Annotated in this window: 17 protein-coding genes; 13 read left to right on the forward strand and 4 right to left on the reverse strand. The window is 61.9% G+C overall.

The annotated features are described in order from the left end of the window. Positions 1-22 precede the first annotated feature (22 nt). The 6 genes from pdxH (at position 23) to LOY55_RS11425 (ending at position 5,069) form a co-directional block, all read left to right on the forward strand. On the forward strand, positions 23-670 hold the full coding sequence (gene pdxH, locus LOY55_RS11400) for a pyridoxamine 5'-phosphate oxidase (protein ID WP_223523384.1): 648 nt from the start codon (positions 23-25) through the stop codon (positions 668-670). A 127-nt stretch (positions 671-797) separates the two neighbouring features. Continuing rightward, on the forward strand, positions 798-1,352 hold the full coding sequence (gene moaB, locus LOY55_RS11405; protein ID WP_046028081.1) for a molybdenum cofactor biosynthesis protein B: 555 nt from the start codon (positions 798-800) through the stop codon (positions 1,350-1,352). Then, on the forward strand, positions 1,349-2,584 hold the full coding sequence (gene glp / locus LOY55_RS11410) for a gephyrin-like molybdotransferase Glp (RefSeq protein WP_109787017.1): 1,236 nt from the start codon (positions 1,349-1,351) through the stop codon (positions 2,582-2,584). Before moaB ends, glp begins: the two co-directional genes overlap by 4 nt. Before the next feature lie 124 nt (positions 2,585-2,708). Beyond that, the gene (locus tag LOY55_RS11415; protein WP_077430427.1) at positions 2,709-3,704 is read left to right on the forward strand and encodes a peptidase U32 family protein; all 996 of its coding nucleotides are present in this window, start codon (positions 2,709-2,711) and stop codon (positions 3,702-3,704) included. Between the two features lie 10 nt (positions 3,705-3,714). Beyond that, the gene (locus tag LOY55_RS11420; RefSeq protein ID WP_046028078.1) at positions 3,715-4,605 is read left to right on the forward strand and encodes a U32 family peptidase; all 891 of its coding nucleotides are present in this window, start codon (positions 3,715-3,717) and stop codon (positions 4,603-4,605) included. Beyond that, the gene (locus LOY55_RS11425) at positions 4,599-5,069 is read left to right on the forward strand and encodes an SCP2 domain-containing protein (RefSeq protein ID WP_109787016.1); all 471 of its coding nucleotides are present in this window, start codon (positions 4,599-4,601) and stop codon (positions 5,067-5,069) included. Before LOY55_RS11420 ends, LOY55_RS11425 begins: the two co-directional genes overlap by 7 nt. A 67-nt stretch (positions 5,070-5,136) precedes the next feature. Here the strand turns inward: LOY55_RS11425 and LOY55_RS11430 are convergent, their stop codons facing one another. The 4 genes from LOY55_RS11430 to LOY55_RS11445 all read right to left on the reverse strand — a co-directional run bounded on the left by LOY55_RS11430 (position 5,137) and on the right by LOY55_RS11445 (position 8,828). Next, on the reverse strand, positions 5,137-5,535 hold the full coding sequence (locus LOY55_RS11430; RefSeq protein ID WP_046028075.1) for a putative zinc-binding protein: 399 nt from the start codon (positions 5,533-5,535) through the stop codon (positions 5,137-5,139). An 82-nt stretch (positions 5,536-5,617) separates the two neighbouring features. After that, positions 5,618-6,295 (reverse strand): Crp/Fnr family transcriptional regulator, encoded by a 678-nt coding sequence (locus LOY55_RS11435; protein WP_046028074.1) that lies wholly within the window; start codon positions 6,293-6,295, stop codon positions 5,618-5,620. A gap of 86 nt (positions 6,296-6,381) precedes the next feature. Continuing rightward, on the reverse strand, positions 6,382-7,029 hold the full coding sequence (narL, locus tag LOY55_RS11440; RefSeq protein WP_223523382.1) for a two-component system response regulator NarL: 648 nt from the start codon (positions 7,027-7,029) through the stop codon (positions 6,382-6,384). Continuing rightward, positions 7,026-8,828 (reverse strand): HAMP domain-containing protein, encoded by a 1,803-nt coding sequence (locus LOY55_RS11445; protein WP_109787014.1) that lies wholly within the window; start codon positions 8,826-8,828, stop codon positions 7,026-7,028. Before LOY55_RS11445 ends, narL begins: the two co-directional genes overlap by 4 nt. A 313-nt stretch (positions 8,829-9,141) precedes the next feature. On the opposite strand from LOY55_RS11445, the gene LOY55_RS11450 reads away from it, so the two are divergent. The 7 genes from LOY55_RS11450 to LOY55_RS11480 all read left to right on the forward strand — a co-directional run bounded on the left by LOY55_RS11450 (position 9,142) and on the right by LOY55_RS11480 (position 19,610). Next, positions 9,142-10,446 carry a nitrate/nitrite transporter gene (locus tag LOY55_RS11450; protein ID WP_046028070.1) on the forward strand — a complete coding sequence of 435 codons (1,305 nt, stop codon included), beginning with the start codon at positions 9,142-9,144 and terminating at the stop codon, positions 10,444-10,446. Beyond that, entirely contained in the window at positions 10,424-11,821 is a 1,398-nt protein-coding gene (locus LOY55_RS11455; RefSeq protein WP_046028069.1) for a NarK family nitrate/nitrite MFS transporter, read from the forward strand. Before LOY55_RS11450 ends, LOY55_RS11455 begins: the two co-directional genes overlap by 23 nt. A 69-nt stretch (positions 11,822-11,890) precedes the next feature. Further along, entirely contained in the window at positions 11,891-15,658 is a 3,768-nt protein-coding gene (locus LOY55_RS11460; protein ID WP_046028065.1) for a nitrate reductase subunit alpha, read from the forward strand. 9 nt (positions 15,659-15,667) lie between these two features. Further along, the gene (gene narH, locus LOY55_RS11465; RefSeq protein ID WP_046028064.1) at positions 15,668-17,206 is read left to right on the forward strand and encodes a nitrate reductase subunit beta; all 1,539 of its coding nucleotides are present in this window, start codon (positions 15,668-15,670) and stop codon (positions 17,204-17,206) included. A gap of 2 nt (positions 17,207-17,208) precedes the next feature. Beyond that, positions 17,209-17,964 (forward strand): nitrate reductase molybdenum cofactor assembly chaperone, encoded by a 756-nt coding sequence (gene narJ, locus LOY55_RS11470; protein WP_109787012.1) that lies wholly within the window; start codon positions 17,209-17,211, stop codon positions 17,962-17,964. Further along, positions 17,957-18,637 carry a respiratory nitrate reductase subunit gamma gene (gene narI / locus LOY55_RS11475; protein ID WP_046028062.1) on the forward strand — a complete coding sequence of 227 codons (681 nt, stop codon included), beginning with the start codon at positions 17,957-17,959 and terminating at the stop codon, positions 18,635-18,637. The genes narJ and narI overlap by 8 nt, the downstream gene beginning before the upstream one ends. A gap of 10 nt (positions 18,638-18,647) precedes the next feature. Continuing rightward, positions 18,648-19,610, forward strand: coding sequence for a peptidylprolyl isomerase (locus LOY55_RS11480; RefSeq protein ID WP_223523380.1), 963 nt, complete (start codon positions 18,648-18,650; stop codon positions 19,608-19,610). The last annotated feature ends 1 nt before the right edge of the window (position 19,611 follow it).

Genomic DNA, 19,611 nt, shown 5'->3' on the forward strand with positions numbered 1-19,611 from the left:
AAACCCTAAGGAGATCACGGTCATGCCTCTTTCCCTGGCACAAATGCGCCGGCAATACACCCACCATGGTCTGCAAGACGACGCGACGATGGACGACCCGCTGGTGATGTTTCGGCAATGGCTGCAACAGGCCCGCGACACCGAGTGTGCTCCTGTCGAAGCCAATAGCATGATGCTGTCGACGGTCGACAGTGATGGGCGCCCGCACTGCCGGGTCTTGCTGCTCAAGGGCTTGAGCGATGAAGGGTTCACTTTTTTCGGCCATTACCACAGCGACAAGGGGCAGCAACTGGCGGCCAACCCCTTTGCCGCCATGACATTTTTCTGGCCGGGACTGGAGCGGCAGGTGCGTATCGAAGGCCGGGTGTCCAGGCTTGCCCCCTCACTGTCGGATGCGTACTTCGATTCCCGTTCCATCGGCAGTCGCCTGGGGGCCTGGGCCTCGCCGCAAAGCCGTCCGCTGGCCGATCGGGCAGCGCTTGAAAGCTTGCTGGCGGACACCATCAAACGTTTTGTCGGCCAGACCGTGCCGAGGCCCGAGCATTGGGGCGGCTACTGTTTGCACCCTGATCGCATGGAGTTCTGGCAGGGGCGCGCCGATCGTTTGCACGACCGTCTGGATTACCGCCTGGTCGACGGTCTGTGGCAGCGCAATCGCCTGGCGCCCTGATGTGCATTGAACAGGACGTGTGGCAACGCACGTCTTGATCCTGACGAGGTACCTCCTTGGAGGAATAGGCTCGTTGGCCATTCCGGTTCAGGCTTGGTCATACCCTCATCTACGGGAAGGCTTGAACATGGCCCATCTGACGCAACGCACGTTTCAACCCTTGAACATTGCCGTGCTGACCATCAGCGACACACGAACTTTTGCCACCGACACCTCCGGGCAGACCCTGGCCGATTTGCTGCAAGCGGCCGGTCATGTGCTGATCGACCGAGGCCTGGTGCCGGACGATATCTATCAGATCCGCGCCAAGGTCTCGCACTGGATCGCCGACCCCGAGGTGCAAGTGGTGTTGATGACCGGAGGCACCGGTTTCACCGCTCGGGACAACACGCCGCAAGCGGTGCTGCCGCTGCTGGACAAGCATGTGGAAGGTTTCGGCGAGCTGTTCCGTCAGGTGTCCCTGGCGGAAATCGGCATGTCCAGTCTGCAGTCGCGCGCCCTGGCCGGGATGAGCAACGGGGTGTTGGTGTGCTGTGTTCCCGGCTCGCCGGGCGCCTGCCGCACCGCCTGGAACCAGATCCTGCTGGAGCAACTGGACAGCCGCACCGGCCCGTGCAATTTCGCCCCTCACCTCAAGCCTCAGGCGCAGCAGGTACTTGAGGCCTGTGAGGTGCGCTCATGACGGGGCGGGTCTGCGACAGCGGCCAGTTGATGCCGGTGGACGAGGCCATCAGTCATCTGCTCGACCAGGCACCACCGCCACCCTCGGTGCAGACGATCCCCCTGGAACACGCCTTGGGGCGAGTGCTGGCAGTCGACATTCACTCTGCGCTGAACCTGCCCGCCTGGGACAACAGCGCCATGGACGGTTTTGCCTTCAGGGCCGCCGACCTGCCTGCGGCGGGGGGCTGGCTACCGTTGACTGGACGCATCGCCGCCGGACAACAGGCGTTCTCGCCCTTGGCGGCGAAAACAGCGGTGCGGATTTTCACCGGGGCGCCGCTGCCGCCGGGTGCTGACACCGTGGTGCCGCAGGAGAGTTGTCAGGTCGAGGGCGATAAGGTCTGGTTGCCGCCGGCAACGGTGGGCGATCACGTGCGCAAGGAGGGCGAGGAAGTCCGCCAGGGGCATCTGTTGCTCATGGCCGGCAAGCGCTTGCGCGCCCAGGAACTGGGGCTACTGGCCGGTGCCGGGATTGCCCGGGTCGAGGTGTATCGGCCGTTGCGCGTGTGCCTGTTGAGCAGCGGTGACGAGTTGCGCGAACCGGGTGAATCACTGGCGCCCGGGCAGATTTACAACAGCAATCGGTATTGCCTGTCCGCCCTGTTGCGCGGCTGGGGCGTCGAAGTGCATGACTACGGGGTCATGGCCGATGAGTTGGCGGCCAGTCGGCATGCCTTGAGCCTGGCGTCGTCGGAGTGCGATCTGCTGCTGACCTCGGGCGGCGTGTCGGTCGGCGAGGAGGACCATCTCAAGCGGGCCATCGATGAATTGGGCAGCGTGGATTTCTGGCGGCTGGCGATTCAACCGGGCAAACCGCTGGCGTTCGGCGAGGTGGCCGGCAAGCCGTGGATTGGCATGCCGGGCAATCCTTCGGCCGCGTTGATCACCGCGTTGGTGGTGGTGCGTCCGTTCCTGCTCAGGGCTCAGGGGGTGAGTCAGGTGATGCCGCGCCCGATGGCGCTGCCGGCCGGTTTCGACTGGCTGCAAAGCAACAAACGCCGACAATACCTGCGAGCCAAACTGGTTCCCGATGCCGACGGGCAATTGCGCGTGGAACTGCATCCGCAGCAGAGCTCGGCCATGTTGACGGCGGCCTGCTGGGCCGATGGCCTGGCCATCGTGGAGCGCGAGCATCGGGTGCACAAGCACGACAACGTGGCGTTCCTGTCTTTCGCCGACCTGATGCATTGAGGGCAATTGATTGCCGTCAAGGCCGTCGCCGCCGGTCTCGCTAGACTGGCGGCGCACTCGACACTGCGGGCCTGTCCGAAAGACAGGGCGCGGGTCCGGACGTGTTCCTAGATGAGGATTCCCCATGCAACTGGTCTGCCCGGCAGGCAACCTGCCTGCGCTCAAAGCGGCGGTGCGCCAAGGCGCCGACGCCGTCTATGTCGGTTTTCGTGATGACACCAACGCCCGCCATTTCGCCGGATTGAACATGGATGACAAGCAGTTCGATGCGGCGGTCGAACACATCCGCCAGCATCAACGCAAACTCTATGTCGCGGTCAATACTTACCCGCAGCCCAAGGGCTGGGAGCGCTGGCAGCGCGCGGTGGATCGTGCCGCCGATTTTGGCGTGGATGCGCTGATCGCTGCTGACCCTGGGGTCCTGGCGTATGCCTGCGAGCGCCACCCGCAACTGACCTTGCACCTGTCGGTCCAGGGTTCCGCGACCCATGCCGCGGCGCTGGCGTTTTATGCGCAGCGCTACAACATTCGTCGTGCGGTGCTGCCACGGGTGCTGTCGTTGGCCCAGGTGCGTCAGGTCGCGGCCAACAGTCCGGTGCCCATCGAAGTCTTCGGCTTCGGCAGTTTGTGCATCATGGCCGAGGGGCGCTGCCATCTGTCTTCCTACATTACCGGTGAGTCTCCCAATTTGTGCGGCGTCTGTTCGCCGGCCAAGGCCGTACGCTGGAGCGAAGATGCCGAAGGCCTGAGCGCACGGCTCAATGACGTGCTGATCGACCGCTACACCCCTGACGAATCCGCCGGCTATCCGACTTTGTGCAAGGGACGTTTTCTGGTCAACGGCAAGCGCTTCCATGCGCTGGAGGAACCCACCAGCCTCGACACCCTGGACCTGCTTCCGGAGCTCGCGGCCATCGGGGTTGAAGCGGTCAAGATCGAAGGCCGCCAGCGTAGCCCGGCGTATGTCGAGCAAGTCACCCGGGTCTGGCGCGCGGCCCTCGACACCCATCGCGCGTCACCCAAGAGCTTCAAGGTCAAAGACCAATGGCGCCAGGTGCTGGCCGGTTTGTCCGAAGGCAGCCAGACCACACTGGGTGCCTACCATCGATCATGGCAATAAGGGGCTGAACATGAAGCTGAGCCTGGGACCGGTCCTGTATTACTGGGACAAGGAACAATTGGGGCAATTTTACGCCGAGATGTCGAGCCTGCCCCTGGATGTGATTTACCTGGGAGAAACCGTGTGCTCGAAGCGTCGGGCATTCTCCCTGGATCAATGGCTGGGCCTGGGTCGCGAGTTGCAGGCGTGTAGCCAGGCGCAACTGGTGCTGTCCAGCCTGACCCTGATCGAAGCCGCGTCAGAACTCTCCAGCCTGCGTCGCCTGTGCGACAACGGCGAGTTGCTGGTGGAAGCCAATGACATGGGCGCGGTGCAACTGCTGGCCGAACGCAAGTTGCCGTTTGTGGGCGGGCCGGCGCTGAATCTGTACAACGGTCATGCCCTGACGCAACTGCAAGACAGCGGCATGGTCCGTTGGGTGCCGCCGGTGGAGTGTTCGGCAGCGCTGATTCGCGCAGTGCTTGAACAGGTGCGCGAGCTGGGCCGTGAAGTGCCGCAAGTGGAAGTCTTTGCCTATGGGCATTTACCCCTGGCCTATTCCGCTCGCTGCTTTACCGCCCGGGCAGAAAACCGGCCCAAGGATGACTGCCAGTTCTGTTGCATCAACTACCCCGATGGGTTGGCGCTGAGCAGTCAGGCCGGGCAGGCGTTGTTCACCCTCAACGGTATTCAGACGATGTCGGCCGAGGTGACTAATCTGCTGGCCGATTACCCGGGGCTGGTGGCCAGCGGCGCGGACATCGTGCGCTTGAGCCCTCGGGCCCAGGGCATGGTCGAGGTGATTGAGGCCTGGCAACGGGTGCGTCAGGGCGAGGCGCCACCGCTGTTTGTCGATGGCTGCAATGGCTATTGGCATGGCCAGGCCGGGATGTTGCGTGTTGAGGAGGCTGGCCTGTGCTGAAGCGAAAAAAATGGCTGTTGTACGGTGCCGATCGAGTGCTTCCACTGGTTCGTCGGGTGCCCTTTGTGGTGCAGCGCCTGGCGTTGCAACAGGCGCTCAACCGCTGCCTCGCCGAGCCGTTGCGTGACGGTGAGTTCGACCTGTTGCGCGGTCGCTGGCTGTGCTTGCGCATCCCGGACCTCGGGCTTTGCTGGTACTTGAGTCGATCGCGTGACGGGCTACAGATTGCCGAGCGGGCCGAGGCCGATGTGACCATCAGTGGCAACTGGCGTGAGTTTCTGTTGCTGGCCAGTCGGCAGGAGGACCCGGACACCCTGTTTTTCCGTCGACGCCTGGTCATCGAGGGGGATACCGAATTGGGATTGACCCTGAAGAACCTGATCGACAGCCTCGACCCGGACGTATTGCCTGCCTGGCTGTGGCGCAATCTGGAGCGGGCGGGGAAGGGGTTGGCGGCAGGCTGACCGACACCCATCAACGGAGCGAGCCTGCTCGCTCCGACACGGGTTTTGTTTTGCCCGGCAGGCCTTTTCAGTGGGTTTCGGTTTGCCGGTTTTCAAGCGGCCGGGCATCACTGGCTATCAACTGTTTGATCCCTTCAAACAACTCATCACACTGCGCTTCGGTGCAGTCCTCGGCATAGCGTTTGCGCAGCCCGTAGTGGCTGAGAATCAGGTGCACGTCGGCGTGCAGGCCATGTTGCTTCAAACAGTTTTCGACGCACTGCAAGGGGCAGCCGTCCAGTGCCAGGATCCGGCGTCCCGAGCGTGCCTTGTTGACCAGCGCGCTGACATGCCCACCGACCCCGGCAATGCAGGACATTTCGGCGAGCCCCTGGCGATCCAGGCGCACCGCCAGGGTGTTGGCCAGTTGGGCAACGTTGGAGCAGCCTGAGCAGGAGTAAACCAGAGGCAGGGTGGGTGAGGGCATGAAGGTTCTCCGCAGGTGGACCCGGTCAGTGTGCAAGGCTGTACGCCTTGCGCCTTGATGAGGGTCAAGTCCACCGGTTCAGTTACGGGTGATAAGTCGCCAGTTCGTCTTCCGCGAGGATGCGGATGTTGCGGCGCTCCATGGCGATCAGGCCGCTCTCCACCAGTCGATGCAAAATGCGCGAGAAGGTTTCCGGCTGGATGCCCAGCTTCGAGGCCACCAGGCGTTTGGAGACTTGCAGCACGATCTGGCCGTTGACCGGGTCGCGCTCCTGGAACAGAAAATTGATCACACGCCGGCTGGCGTTGGTCAGGGTCAGGGTGTCGATGTCCTTGAGGCGCTGATGCAAGTGAATGCTCATGCTCGCCAGGATCGCCAGGCAGACTTTCGGCTGATCTTCCAGGGCGTTGCGATAATGGCTGCCCTCGATGCTGACCAGCACGCAGTCCTTCAGGGCCGTGGCGCTCACCGGGTAAAAACGGATCTGGCTGAACAGCAGGGCCTCGGCAAAGGTTTGCCCGGGCTGGATGATTTCCACCAGGTTTTCCTGGCCTTCTCCAGTGATCCGATAGAGCTTGATCTGGCCGCTGATCAGCAGGAAAAAGCGCTTGGCCGGATCCCCTTGGTGCAGGAGCGTGCTGTGACAACTCAGGCGTTTGAGCGTGGCCAGGCCACAGACTTCTTCAAACACCTTGTCCGGCAATTGCTTGAACAGGTGATGACGACGCAACATTAAAACGGTGGAAGGGTGAGTCAGCATGGCGTACCTCCGCTACCGGTCATGGTAAAGCGTGCTGGCCCCATGGCCTATGCCTCCACCGGACTACCTCCAAAGGGGAATGGTGCTCAGCCTGTGTTGCGCAGATGCTCCATCGCCCACACAGCAGCCTCGACGCGCGAGCGCAGCCCCAGTTTGTGCAGCAGGTTCTTCACATGAACCTTGACCGTGCCTTCGGTGATGCCCAGCTTGTGGCCGATCACTTTGTTGCTCAAGCCGCTGGCGATGGTCTTGAGCACCTGACGCTCGCGTTCGGTCAGCTCGACCTCGGCCTGGCGCGGAGGTGAGCGCAGCGCCTGGGCCATGACCCGGGTCAGGCCTGGGCTGACGACCAGCGCGCCGTCCAGGGCATCGCGGATGTACTGAATCAGCAGTTCGGGCTCCATGTCCTTGAGCAGGTAGCCATCGGCGTCCAGGCGCAACGCATCGCGAATATCGTCTTCGGCATCGGATACGGTAAACAGCAGCACCTTGGCGGTGCAGTGCATGGCCCGCAAGCGTCGCAGGGTTTCAATGCCATTCATTTGCGGCATGTTGTTATCGAGCAGCAACAGGTCAGGTTGCAGCGGCTCGATCATGGCCAGGGCTTCCTCGCCGTGGCCGGCTTCGCCGACAATCAGGAAATCATCTTCAAGTTCGAGTATCTGGCGGATGCCGCGACGCATCATGGGATGGTCGTCGACCAACAGGATCCGGTATTGCGGGGACGGGTTCATGTGACGCTACCTTTTGTGGGTTGTCCGAGAAACTCCGGTCGGAATTCCATCTGGACGAGGGTGCCCTGAGGCTCCCTGGAAACGATCTGCAACTGCCCGTGCAAGCTGCGGGCACGTTCATTCATGATGGTCAGGCCGTGGTGCTCGCGCTGATCGCAACTGTCGCTGAAGCCCCGGCCATCGTCCTCGATCGACAGCCGCACGATCTCGCCGTCCTGGCGCAGTTGCAGCCAGGCGTTTTGCGCGTGGGCATGGCGCAGGCAATTGGAGAGTGCCTCGCGTGTGATCTGGAGGATGTGGATCTGCTCACTGGCGGACATTTCGAACGCCAAGCTGTCGACCTGCAGGTGTACCTGGAACTCGCCCCGGCGGGAAAACTCCTCGGCGGTTTCCTTGAGTTCCGGAATCAGGCCGGCGTCGTGAATCTGCAAGCGGAAGGTGGTCAGCAATTCGCGTAACTGGCGGTAGGCATTGTTCAGCCCTTCGCGCAGTTCCGCGGTGACGTTTTCCAAGGTTGCCACGGGCTCGCCGCGACGCATCAGGGTCTGCATGCGGCTGACTTGCAGCTTCATGTACGACAGGGCCTGGGCCAGAGAATCGTGCAACTCGCGGGCAATGATGGTGCGCTCTTCGAGCAACAACAGGCGATGGTCCTGCTCGCGTTGACGCTTGAGCGAGAGCGAGGTGCCGATCAGGTTGGCCAGGGCCTGGATCAGTTGGGTTTCCCAGGCTTGCGGGGCGTGCCCATCGATGAAGTGGGCCTTGAGTTCGCCCAGTTCGCTGCCCTGATTGCTTATGCTCAACGTGATCGGGTGGGGTTGAAGATGCTTCTGGCACGTGGCGCAATTGCTGCTGGCGCAGACCTCCCGGTTGCTGGCGCCATGCAGGGCGAGCAATTGCTGGGCCGGGGCCTGCAATTGGCCTTGCAGGCACAGCGACAGGCGCAACCCGGGCAGGCGCGTCTGGAAGCGCCGGATCAATTCGTCCAGGCCCTCGGCGTTGGCCAGGCGTGTGGCCAGGCTGCGACTGCTTTGATACAGCAATTCCAGGGCGGCGTTGGCCTGTTGCAGGTTCAGGGTCTTTTGCAGGACCTGTGTTTCCAGGGTGCGATGAGACTCCTCGATGGTTTCGGCCATGGCATTGAAGCTCATGGCCAACTGTCCCAGCTCGTCTTGAGACTGATGATTGACCCGGGCCTTGAAGTCGCCTCGGCGAAAGCGTTGGGTGGCCTCGACCAATTCCCCCAGCGGGGTCACCACGCTGTATTGCAGTTCGTACAGGCCAATCAGCAGGATGATCATGGTGGTGAACAGGGCCGCCCCCTGTATCACCTGCTGCCAGGTTTGCTTTTGCTCGCTTTGGCGCTGCAACAGGCTGACGAACCGGTTCAGTTGTTCAACGAAGGGCTGGGCGCCGGCCTGAAATGTCGTCGCATCGCCGCGGATCAACGCCGGATGCAAGTCTTCGTTCCAGGTTTGCTGGAGCTGCTGGTAGCTGCGTTGCAAGTCGGGATTGGCGCCGTCGTCCAGCACGGTCTTGAGGGACTGGCTGGTGAGGCGCTGTTGCAAGCTCTGGGCAACGCGGGCGAGTTCTTCGGTGTCGGCCCCCGACGCCAGCTTCCAGCTCAGGTGATAGGTCTCCATGCGCACCGAGCCTGCGGTGTTGATCGCCGCCGCGTCGCCCTGGCTGAACCAGGCGATCAGACCGGCGCTCAGCGAGCTGGCGAGGGCGAGCACGGCAATCAGGATGACCGCGAGCCCTGCGCGCGCGGGCAGGGAACTGCGCAACCAGCGGATCATTCGCGCAGGCCTTGGGTAAACACGTGAAAACCGGCCATGCAGAACTCCAGGGAACAACAGTTGACGGTTTTGCCGCCGAACCCGGCGCACTACCTCTAAAGAGTTGTCGACCGATCGGTGCCAGCAACGCCGTTGAAGTGAAACGGCAAGATGCTGATAAACAAAGGGTTTACAGGTTTTTGCGCACTACCTCCTTGGAGGTAGGCTGCGCAAGCATAGGCTTGTGGGCCTCGGGGCTTCGTTGATCCGGATCAAGTTTTTGCGGGGTTGGCCTCTCTAGTCTGCCGTCATGGCTAATTGACTGGAGAGCGAGATGACTCAACCGCGTGTACGACAAGGCCTGGTGCTGGGCATGAGCACGCTGGCTTTCACCGTGTGCTTCATGGTGTGGATGATGTTTGCCGTGCTCGGCGTGCCCATCAAGGAGTTGCTCCAGCTCAACGAAACCCAGTTCGGCCTGTTGGCCGCCACCCCGGTGCTGACCGGCTCGCTGGCACGCTTGCCACTGGGCCTTTTGACCGACCGCTTCGGCGGGCGCATCGTGTTTTTCCTGCTGATGCTGTCCTGCGTGTTGCCGCTGTACCTGATCAGCCATGCCACGGCGTACTGGCAGTTCCTGGTCCTGGGCCTGTTCGTCGGCCTGGCCGGGGGCTCGTTTTCCGTCGGTATTGCCTACGTCGCCAAGTGGTTCGACCAGGACAACCAAGGCTTTGCCATGGGCATCTTCGGCGCGGGGAATGCCGGGGCCGCCGTCACCAAGTTTCTCGCCCCGGCACTGATTGCCGCCGGTAGCTGGCAACTGGTGCCGAAAGTCTTCAGCGCAATTCTGTTTATCACTGCGCTGCTGTTCTGGTTCCTCAGTTCAGACAACAAGCAGCATCGCAGTGCCTCGGGCGCGAGTCTTCGCCAGCAGCTTGGCGCACTGAAAGACCCGGCGGTGTGGCGCTATTGCCAGTACTACTCGATCGTCTTCGGTGGCTATGTCGCCCTGGCGCTGTGGATGACGCGCTACTACGTGCAGGAATACGGTTTCAGCCTGCAAAGCGCTGCGCTGTTGGCCGCCTGCTTCTCCTTGCCGGGCGGCGTGCTGCGCGCCGTCGGTGGCTGGATGTCCGATCGTTGGGGCGCGCAAAGCGTGACCTGGTGGGTGTTGTGGGTGAGCTGGATCTGCCTGTTCCTGCTGTCCTATCCGCAGACCCAACTGCAAGTGCAAACCGTCAACGGCCCGCTGGATTTCCACATCGGCCTCAATCCCGCGCTGTTCACCGTGCTGCTGTTCGTCATGGGCATCGCCTTCGCGTTCGGCAAGGCCTCGGTCTTCAAATACATCGCCAACGACTACCCGAAAAACATGGGCGCGGTGTCCGGCATCGTCGGCCTGGCCGGTGGTTTGGGCGGCTTTGTCCTGCCCATTCTGTTCGGCGCGCTGATGGACCTGACCGGCGTGCGCTCCTCCTGCTTCATGTTGTTGTACGGCGTGGTCTGGGTGTCCCTGGCCTGGATGTACTTCAGCGAAATACGCCGCCGCCCGCTGCTCGGCAAGCCGCTCGTGGCAAACGCGACTCAGATTTCCAGCATTGCTCAAGGAGACAACCATGTCCGTACTGCAAAAGCCTGACAAGGGGCCGGTCATTCATGACTGGCGCCCGGAAGATCCCGAGTTCTGGGGCCGTAGCGGTAAACAGACGGCGACGCGCAACCTGTGGATTTCCATTCCCGCACTGCTGCTGGCGTTTGCCGTGTGGATGGTCTGGAGCACGGTGATCGTGCGCCTGAACGCCATCGGTTTCAGTTTCACCACTGACCAGTTGTTCTGGCTGGCCGCGTTGCCGGGGTTGTCCGGTGCGACCCTGCGGATTTTCTACTCGTTCATGGTGCCGATTTTCGGCGGCCGCCGCTGGACCGCCCTGAGCACGGCTTCGCTGGTGCTGCCGGCGTTGTGGATGGGGTTTGCCGTGCAGGACCCGAGCACGTCTTACAGCGTGTTTGTGTGGATTGCATTGCTGTGCGGTTTCGGCGGCGGCAACTTCGCGTCGAGCATGTCCAACATCAGCTTTTTCTACCCTAAATCCCAGCAGGGCACGGCCCTGGGCCTGAACGCCGGCCTGGGCAACCTGGGGGTTTCGGTCATGCAGTTCAGTGTGCCGCTGGTGATCACCTTCGGGGTGTTCGGCGTCCTCGGCGGCCAGCCGCAAACACTCGAAGACGGCAGTCAGCTGTGGCTGCAGAACGCGGGCTTCATCTGGGTGCCCTTCATCATTGCGGTGACCTTGCTGGCCTGGTTCTGCATGAACGATTTGTCCAGCGCACGGGCCTCGTTCAGCGAGCAGGCAGTGATTTTCAAGCGCAAGCACAACTGGCTGATGTGCTGGTTGTACCTGGCCACTTTCGGTTCGTTCATTGGTTTCTCCGCAGCCTTTCCGTTGCTGATCAAGACCGCGTTTCCCGAAGTAGTTGCGCTGAAATTTGCCTTCCTCGGCCCGTTGGTAGGCGCACTGGTGCGGCCATTGGGCGGTTGGCTGGCGGACAAGCTCGGCGGTGCGCGGGTCACCCTGTGGAACTTCGTGCTGATGATTGTGATGGTCTTCGGCGTCCTGCACTTCCTGCCGCAGAACGGCACCGGCGGCAACTTCTACGGCTACCTCGGCATGTTCATGCTGCTGTTCATCACCACTGGCGTGGGCAACGGCTCCACGTTCCGCATGATCCCGGTGATCTTCCGCACCCTGCATGAAAAAGCGGCTGCCGGGAAGGCGCCGGAGGTCCGTGAACAGGCCCTGAAAAATGCTGGCAAAGAGTCGGCCGCCGTCCTGGGCTTCAGCTCGGCCATGGGCGCCTTCGGGGCGTTCTTCATTCCCAAATCCTTCGGCACATCCATGGCCCAGACCGGCGGCCCGGAGATGGCCTTCTACATGTTCGTCGGCTTTTACCTGAGTTGCATTGTGGTGACCTGGTGGTGGTACGCCCGAAAAGGTGCTGCGACGCCCTGCTGACAGAAACCGAATCCAAACCTTGCACGGGCGGGGCATAGAACCCCGCAGCAAGCCTGAGAGGAAAGCACCATGAGTCATTTGTTGGATCAACTGCGGTTTTTCAATCGCAAGCAAAGCGAGTTTTCCGAGGGGCACGGGGAGACCCGCAAGGAGTCCCGCGACTGGGAGAATGTCTACCGCTCGCGCTGGCAGTACGACAAGATCGTGCGCTCCACCCACGGGGTGAACTGCACCGGTTCGTGCTCGTGGAAGATTTACGTGAAGAACGGCCTGATCACTTGGGAAACCCAGCAGACCGATTACCCGCGTACCCGCAACGACCTGCCCAATCATGAGCCACGCGGCTGTCCGCGCGGGGCCAGTTACAGCTGGTACATCTACAGCGCCAACCGGCTCAAGTACCCGAAAATCCGCAAGCCACTGCTCAAGTTGTGGCGCGAGGCGCGTCTGAAGCTGGCGCCGGTCGAAGCCTGGGCCAGCATTGTCGAGAACAAGGCCAAGGCCGACTCCTACAAGAGCAAGCGCGGCATGGGTGGCTTCATCCGTTCCAGCTGGGAGGAAGTCAACGAGATCATTGCCGCGGCCAACGTCTACACCATCAAGCAATACGGTCCTGACCGTGTGGTGGGCTTCTCGCCGATTCCGGCCATGTCGATGGTCAGCTACGCCGCAGGCGCCCGTTACCTGTCGCTGATCGGTGGCGCCTGCCTGAGTTTCTACGACTGGTACTGCGACTTGCCACCGGCCTCGCCGATGGTCTGGGGCGAGCAGACCGACGTGCCGGAATCGGCTGACTGGTACAACTCCAACTACATCATTGCCTGGGGCTCCAACGTTCCGCAGACCCGTACCCCCGACGCGCATTTCTTCACCGAAGTTCGCTACAAGGGCACCAAGACCGTGGCCATCACCCCCGACTATTCGGAAGTGGCCAAGCTCACCGACCTGTGGCTCAACCCCAAGCAGGGCACCGACGCGGCACTGGCTCAAGCGTTCAACCATGTGATCTTCAAAGAATTCCACCTGGACAAGCCGAGCGCCTATTTCACCGATTACGCCAAACGCTTCACCGACCTGCCGGTGCTGGTGCTGCTCAAACCGATGCTCGGTGTCGCGCCGGGCGCCGGCTATCAACCGGATCGCTTCTTGCGGGCCTCGGACCTGACCGACAACCTCGGCCAGGAAAACAACCCGGAATGGAAAACCATCGCCCTCGACGCCAGCGGCGAACTGGTCTCGCCGCTAGGCTCGATCGGTTATCGCTGGGGCGAGCAGGGCAAGTGGAACATCCAGGCCCGTGAAGGCGGCGAGGGCCGTGAAGTCGATCTGACCCTGAGCCTGATCGGTGGTGAGGTCACGGAAGTGGCGTTCCCGTACTTCGCCGGTGAATCCCAGGAATACTTCCAGCACGTCGCCGGCGATGCCGTGCAGTACCGTCGTGTGCCGGTGCGCAGCCTGACCCTGGCGGATGGCAGCCAAGCCAAAGTGGCCACCGTGTTCGACCTGTCGGCCGCCAACCTGGCCATCGATCGCGGCCTGGGCGGCGCCAACGTGGCCAAGGACTACAACGACGCCAATGTGCCCGGCACCCCGGCCTGGCAAGAGCAGATCACTGGCGTGAGCCGTGAGAAGGCGATCCAGATTGCCCGTGAGTTTGCCGACAACGCCGACAAGACCCGTGGTCGCTCGATGATCATCGTCGGTGCGGCGATGAACCACTGGTACCACATGGACATGAACTACCGCGGGCTGATCAACATGCTCATGCTCTGCGGTTGCGTCGGCCAGACCGGTGGTGGCTGGGCGCACTACGTGGGCCAGGAAAAACTCCGTCCGCAATGCGGCTGGCTGCCCCTGGCGTTCGGCCTGGACTGGAGCCGTCCGCCACGCCAGATGAACGGCACCAGCTTCTTCTACGCCCACAGTTCCCAGTGGCGCCACGAGAAGATGAGCATGCACGACGTGCTCTCGCCGCTGGCAGACAAGAGCCAGTTCCCCGAGCATGCGCTGGACTACAACATCCGCGCCGAACGTGCTGGCTGGTTGCCGAGCGCGCCACAATTGAACACCAACCCGCTGCACATTTGCCGTGACGCTGCTGCGGCCGGCATGGCGCCCAAAGACTACGTGGTCAAGTCGTTGCACGAAGGTTCGCTGCGTTTTTCCTGCGAACAGCCCGACAGCCCGGTCAACTTCCCGCGCAACATGTTCATCTGGCGCTCCAACCTGTTGGGGTCGTCGGGCAAGGGCCATGAGTACATGCTCAAGTACTTGCTGGGCACCAAGAACGGGGTGATGAACGAGGACATCGGCAAGGTCGGCGACTGCAAACCGACCGAAGCCGAGTGGGTAGACGAGGGCGCCATCGGCAAGCTCGACCTGGTCACCACGCTGGACTTCCGCATGTCTTCGACCTGCGTCTATTCCGACATCGTGTTGCCGACGGCCACGTGGTACGAAAAAGACGACATGAACACCTCGGACATGCACCCCTTCATTCACCCGTTGTCGGCGGCCATTGACCCGGCCTGGGAATCGCGTTCCGACTGGGAAATCTACAAGGGCATCGCCAAGTCGTTTTCCGAGATGGCGGTCGGTCACCTGGGTGTCGAGCAGGACCTGGTCACCGTGCCGTTGATGCATGACAGCGTCGGCGAACTGGCCCAGCCTTTCGGCGGTACGGACTGGAAAAGTGAGGGCGTGGCGCCGCAACCCGGCAAAAACGCACCGAACCTGCAAGTGGTGGAGCGCGACTACCCGAACATCTACAAGCAGTTCACCTCCTTGGGGCCTTTGCTGGAGAAGCATGGCAACGGCGGCAAGGGCATCAACTGGAACACCGAGGAAGAAGTGAAATTCCTGGGCGAACTCAATTACCGCGAACGCGAGCCCGGGATCAGCCAAGGGCGGCCGAAAATTGAAACAGCCATCGATGCGGCCGAGGTGATTCTGTCCCTGGCCCCTGAAACCAATGGCCATGTTGCCGTCAAGGCGTGGGCCGCACTGTCGGAATTCACCGGCATCGACCACAGCCACCTGGCACTGCCCAAGGCGCACGAGGCGATTCGCTTCCGCGATATTCAGGCGCAGCCACGCAAGATCATTTCCAGCCCGACCTGGTCAGGCCTGGAAGACGATCACGTCAGCTATAACGCCGGCTACACCAACGTTCATGAAGCGATTCCATGGCGCACCATCACCGGCCGCCAGCAGTTCTACCAGGATCACCCGTGGATGCAGGCGTTCGGCGAGCAACTGATGAGTTACCGCCCACCCGTCAACACGCGGACCATCGAAGGGGTGAAGGGCAAGCGCAGCAATGGCGAAACCGAAATCGTCCTGAACTGGATCACGCCGCACCAGAAATGGGGCATCCACAGCACCTACAGCGACAACCTGCTGATGCTCACGCTGAGCCGTGGCGGACCGATTGTCTGGCTCTCGGAAATCGACGCAAAACGCGCCGGTATCGAGGACAACGACTGGATCGAATGCTTCAACGTCAACGGTGCCCTGACGGCCCGGGCGGTGGTCAGTCAGCGGGTCAAGGAAGGCATGGTGATGATGTACCACGCCCAGGAACGGATCGTGAACGTGCCGGGTTCGGAAACCACCAAGACCCGTGGCGGCCATCACAACTCGGTCACCCGGGTGGTGCTCAAGCCGACCCACATGATCGGCGGCTATGCCCAGCAAGCCTACGGTTTCAACTATTACGGCACGGTCGGTTGCAACCGCGACGAGTTCGTCGTGGTGCGCAAGATGGCCAAAGTCGACTGGCTCGATGGTTCGACCGGCGATGATCTGCCGCGTCCCCTGCCGACCGAGATGGATTGAGGAGTTGTCATGAAAATTCGTTCACAAATCGGCATGGTGCTGAACCTCGACAAATGCATCGGGTGCCACACGTGCTCGATCACCTGCAAGAACGTCTGGACCAGCCGTGAAGGCATGGAATACGCCTGGTTCAACAACGTTGAAAGCAAACCCGGCATCGGCTACCCGAAAGAATGGGAAAACCAGGACAAGTGGAAGGGCGGCTGGGTTCGCAATGCCAACGGCACGATCAACCCGCGCATCGGCGGCAAATTCCGCGTGTTGGCGAATATTTTTGCCAACCCGGACCTGCCGAGTCTCGACGACTATTACGAACCCTTCGACTTCGATTATCAGCACTTGCACACCGCGCCGCTGGGTGAGCACCAGCCCACCGCACGCCCGCGTTCGCTGGTTTCCGGCAAGCGCATGGAGAAAATCGAGTGGGGCCCGAACTGGGAGGAAATCCTCGGCACCGAGTTTGCCAAGCGGCGCAAGGACAAGAACTTCGACAAGATCCAGGCGGACATTTACGGCGAATACGAAAACACCTTCATGATGTATTTGCCGCGCCTGTGTGAGCACTGCTTGAACCCGGCGTGCGCGGCGTCCTGCCCGAGCGGGGCGATCTACAAGCGTGAGGAAGACGGGATTGTCCTGATCGACCAGGAGAAGTGCCGCGGCTGGCGGATGTGCATCAGTGGCTGCCCGTACAAGAAGATCTATTTCAACTGGAAAAGCGGCAAGTCCGAGAAGTGCATTTTCTGCTACCCGCGTATTGAAGCCGGGATGCCGACGGTCTGCGCGGAAACCTGTGTCGGGCGCATCCGTTACCTCGGTGTGCTGTTGTATGACGCCGACCGCATCAGCGAAGTGGCCAGCACCGCCAATGAGCAGGACCTCTACGAGAAGCAGCTGGAGATCTTCCTCGACCCTAACGACCCGGCCGTGATTCGCCAGGCGCTGGCCGACGGTGTGCCGCAGTCGGTGATCGACTCGGCGCAGCGTTCGCCGGTCTACAAAATGGCCGTGGACTGGAAGCTCGCGCTGCCATTGCACCCTGAATACCGCACCCTGCCAATGGTCTGGTATGTACCGCCACTGTCGCCGATCCAGAACGCGGCGGCCGCCGGCACCGTGGGCATGAACGGCGTCATCCCGGATGTCGACAGCCTGCGCATTCCCCTGCGTTACCTGGCCAACATGCTGACTGCCGGTGATGTCAAACCGGTCAAGCGTGCGCTCAAACGCATGCTGGCGATGCGTGCCTACAAGCGCTCCGAACAGGTGGACGGGGTTCAAGACCTGCAAGTGCTCAAGGATGTCGGGCTGAGCGTGAATCAGGTCGAGGAGATGTACCGCTACCTGGCGATCGCCAACTATGAAGACCGTTTTGTGGTGCCTAGCGCACACCGGGAAGACGCCATGAGCGACGCGTTCGCCGAGCGTTCCGGTTGCGGCTTCAGTTTCGGCAGCGGTTGCAGCGGCAGTTCCGACACCAACATGTTCGGGGCGAAGAAGGCCAACCGCCGCGACATCCTGAAAACCGTGCAGTTGTGGGAGGAATGAGCATGCGCATTCTCAAGGTTATTTCGTTGCTGCTCGATTACCCGACCCAAAGCCTGGTTTTCGGTCGCGATGAACTCGAGCAGGCCATCCACCAGTCACGGGAAATCAGCCCTCGGCAACGGGGGGCGTTGTTCGAATTGATGGAGCTGATTTGCGGCAACGACCTCATGGACGGACAGGAGCACTACGGTGCCTTGTTCGGTCGCGGTCGCTCGCTGTCACTGCTGCTGTTCGAGCATGTCCACGGTGAGTCCCGCGACCGTGGCCAGGCGATGGTCGACATGATGGCGCAGTACGAAGCCGCCGGTTTTGCCATCGGCGTCAAAGAGCTGCCGGACTATATCCCGCTGTACCTGGAGTTCCTGTCCACCCGTGACGACCTCGAAGCCCGCGAAGGGTTGGCCGATGTTTCGCACCTGTTGGCGTTGCTGGCGGCCCGTCTGGAGGAGCGCGAAAGCGCGTACGCCAGTTGCTTCCGGGCACTGCTGCAAATTGCCGGCGCCGAACCGCAGGAGGCGGTCGCGCAATTGCGTGCGCAGGTCGCCGCCGAATCCAGGGATGACTCGCTGGAGGCGCTGGACAAGGTGTGGGAAGAGGAGGCGGTGGACTTCCTCCAGGCCGAACAGCAAGACCGTTGTGGCTCGCAGCCAAGTGCGCCGGGCAAGGCCCGGGAAGAAAGCGCGGTACCGCTGCACTGGGTCGATTTTCAGCATGAAGGCGTGGCCAGCGTGCCCGCCGCGGAGGTACGCAATGTCTAAGTGGAACCTGTTGTTGTTCGGGGTTTATCCCTATGTCGCGCTGGCGATCTGTCTGCTGGGCAGTTGGGCACGCTTCGATCTTTCGCAGTACACCTGGAAGGCTGGCTCCAGCCAGATGCTGAACAATCGCGGGATGCGCGTGGCGAGCAATTTTTTCCACATCGGTGTGCTGTTTGTGCTGGCCGGACACTTCGTCGGCCTGCTGACCCCGGCGTCGGTCTATCACCATGTGATCAGCACCGAGCACAAGCAATTGCTGGCGATGGTCTCCGGCGGCTTTTTCGGCCTGTTGTGCCTGGTCGGTTTGCTGATGCTGGTGAAACGGCGCCTGAGCGACCCGCGCGTGCGCGCCACGTCCAGCACCTCGGACATCCTGGTGTTGCTGGTGCTGCTGGCGCAGTTGGTGCTCGGCTTGCTGACCATCGTGGCGTCCACTGAACACATGGACGGCTCGGTGATGGTGATGCTCGCGGACTGGGCACAGAACACCGTGCTCTTGCGTCCGGTGGAAGCCGCGACGGCGATGGCACCGGTTGGCCTGGTCTACAAGCTGCACGTGCTGCTCGGCCTGACCCTGTTCGTGCTGTTCCCGTTCACCCGTCTGGTACACATCATCAGTGCGCCGGTCTGGTACCTGGGACGTCGCTATCAAATCGTTCGGCAGAAAATCTGAGGAGGCAATCATGTCAGGTGGATGTGGATGTGGCGGCGGTAACGGTGGCAGCGGAGGTTGTGGTTCTTCCCGCCCCGCGGAACCGGTGATGCCCGAAATCGAGGTGGGTGGGGCGGTGATGTTTGAGCCACCACACCCAGAACCCGCGCAGGCTGACGAAGCCCCCGCGCAACTGATCGCCAGCAGTGAACAGGAATGGCCGATCATCAGCGTCAACGAGGTGTCGATCACCCCGGAGGCCATGGCCCGGGAGCTGCAATATCATCCGGCGCCCAGCCGTGAAGAGGCGGTGTACCACGCCGCCCGGGCACTGGTGATCCGCGAATTGCTGCAGCAGCGCATCGCCGAGCTCGACTTGTCACTGGAGTTGGGTGCTGGCGAAAACGAAGAGGAGGCCGCCACGCGTTTGTTGCTTGAGCGCGAGGTGCAGGTGCCCGAGTGTGACGAGGCCACCTGTCAGCGTTACTACGACAGCAACCGTGCCCGCTTTCACAGTGCACCGTTGCTGGCGGTGCGGCACATCCTGCTCGAATGCGCGCCGGACGATGCCGAGGCGCGCAGCCTGGCGCACGTTCAGGCTGAACTCCTGCTGCAACGCCTGGCGGATTTGCCGGGCAGTTTCGCCGAGCTGGCGCAGAAGTACTCGGCCTGCCCGTCGAAAGCCCAGGGCGGGTCGCTGGGGCAGATCAGCAAAGGCCAGACGGTGCCGGAACTGGAGCGGCAGTTGTTCACCCTGGCCCCGGGTTTGGCCAGCAAGCCGTTGGAAAGCCGGTTTGGCTGGCACGTCGTCAGCGTCGATCAGCGGATCGAAGGCAAGGCCTTGCCCTATGAAGTGGTCTCGACGGCGATCCGCACCCAGTTGCAACAGGGTGTCTGGCAAAAGGCGCTGGTGCAGTACCTGCAAACCCTGATCGGTGCGGCAGATATTCGCGGTATTCACTTACAGGGCGCCGACTCGCCGCTGGTGCAGTGAG

This window comes from Pseudomonas sp. B21-040, from assembly GCF_024748695.1.
Classification (GTDB): domain Bacteria; phylum Pseudomonadota; class Gammaproteobacteria; order Pseudomonadales; family Pseudomonadaceae; genus Aquipseudomonas.